2 protein-coding genes are annotated in these 1752 nt (G+C 50.6%); both read left to right on the plus strand.

The annotated features are described in order from the left end of the window. The coding region (gene pyrF / locus Q0369_RS08450; RefSeq protein ID WP_298098613.1) for an orotidine-5'-phosphate decarboxylase at positions 1-305 on the plus strand (305 nt) is incomplete at its 5' end. Between the two features lie 496 nt (positions 306-801). Beyond that, entirely contained in the window at positions 802-1056 is a 255-nt protein-coding gene (locus tag Q0369_RS08455; RefSeq protein ID WP_298098617.1) for a helix-hairpin-helix domain-containing protein, read from the plus strand. Positions 1057-1752 lie beyond the last annotated feature (696 nt).

Here is a 1752-nt window from a genome sequence, read left to right on the forward strand (position 1 = left end):
CGGTTTACGAGCAAAATTTAAGCGACGCCGTGCGCAAATTTAGCGTGATGAGCTATGAAGCGGGGCTTGACGGCATGGTCTGCTCGGCGTTCGAAAGCCGCTTGATAAAGGACGCAACGAGCGCAGATTTTATCACGCTCTGCCCAGGCGTAAGGCCGTTTGGCGAGAGCGCAGCGGATCAAAAGCGAGTGGCGGATCTGGGCGTCGCGCGCGAGGCGGGGGCGGATTTTATCGTGGTAGGTCGTCCGATCTATCAAAGCGCCGATCCGCGCGAAATTTGCGAACGGATTTTAGGTCAAATTTAGCGCTCGAGCCTGCGTAGAATTTGGTGAAAAATTATTTTAAGCATGGTTTTAGCGCGAAAGAAATTTTAATTAAATCATCGCACAAAGGCGGCTCGGATGACGTCGAAGCGCCGCTGCCGTCTTTTTACAAAATCCGTTGGAGTTTGAAACAAACGTATCAGATTTTTGCATTTGGCGCAAGGCGGAAGCGTAAATTTACTACGTTTGGGATTAAAAACGTTTAAGCTTTGCCGCGCCCAAGCTCCCTGCTAGCTTGCGGATAAAATTTCCGACAATGGGCGCAGCGGCGGGCGTCTTAACACTAAAAAGCGGCGCGCATAAGCGCAGCGGCGGCCCGGCGGCGAGGTAAAATTTTAAAGATTTTTTGCATCCCGTGGATAAAATTTTAAAATTTGCCTCACACGAGTGAAATTTTGAAATTCCGCACTCTCAAGGGCTTTAAAATTTTGTCCAAATGGCGAGTCTGGCGAAATTTGAATAAAGATTGGAGTAAAATTTGAGTAAAGGCGCGAGCGATTTTAAAAAAATCCCCTATGTCGGCGAGGCGACCGAGGCCGATCTGTTGGCGCTGGGCTACGAGGGCATCGCTTCGCTAAAGGGCGCGGATCCGGACGAGATGTTTGAACGCACAAAGGCGCTCGGGCGCGGCAGCGACAGGTGCATCCTCTACGTTTACCGCATGATTTGCTACTACGCAAACACTCCCCGTCCCGACAAAGCCAAGCTGAAATGGTGGCTTTGGAAGGACTAAATTTACGAATTTGACCTGCGCGAGCCGTTTAAATTTGATCGGATTTGCAAGCAACCGACGCGGCTGTATTTGCGGCACAAAACGGCGCCGCGCAAAAAGCGTAAATTTAACAAGCGCTTTAATGGCGACGGCGCAAATTTTAAGCGCGAGCTTTATGCGCGGCGCAAAGAGCGTAAATTTAATGGGCGCGGCGGAGCGGCTAGTGCAAAGTACAAACATAGCCGCAATATAAAATTTTGATTTATTCACAGGCGCGCTTTGCGATGAAGCGGCCTGCACGAAATATAAAATCGCTCCGATTTCTGGCAAGCGCGCGCCGAGCCGTATATGCGCCATAAATACAAAAGCGGCGACAGTCGGTGTCTTTGACGGGCAAGGCGGCCTTTCACGACGGCAAGGAACGGCGGCTGATATTTAATCGCGCTATGGAGAAAATGAAATAGGCGGCGCGAGTTTTGCTTTTTTGGCGTAAATTTTACGAACGCCGCGCAGATTATCGCGCGAGCCTTACGAGCAGCAAAAAGCGTAAATTTAACGGGCGCCGTATAATTGGGGCGCCGCAAAGCGGAAGGACGGTAGAGATGAAATTTTTTGCTACTTTAATTTTGTGCGCGAGCGCGGTTTTGGGCGAGACGATCAGTGCGAAATATGAGATTTCGTTCGGCGTTTTCGGCGCGGTCGGCAGCGCAAACACGC

The organism is uncultured Campylobacter sp., from assembly GCF_938030685.1.
Classification (GTDB): Bacteria; Campylobacterota; Campylobacteria; order Campylobacterales; family Campylobacteraceae; genus Campylobacter_B.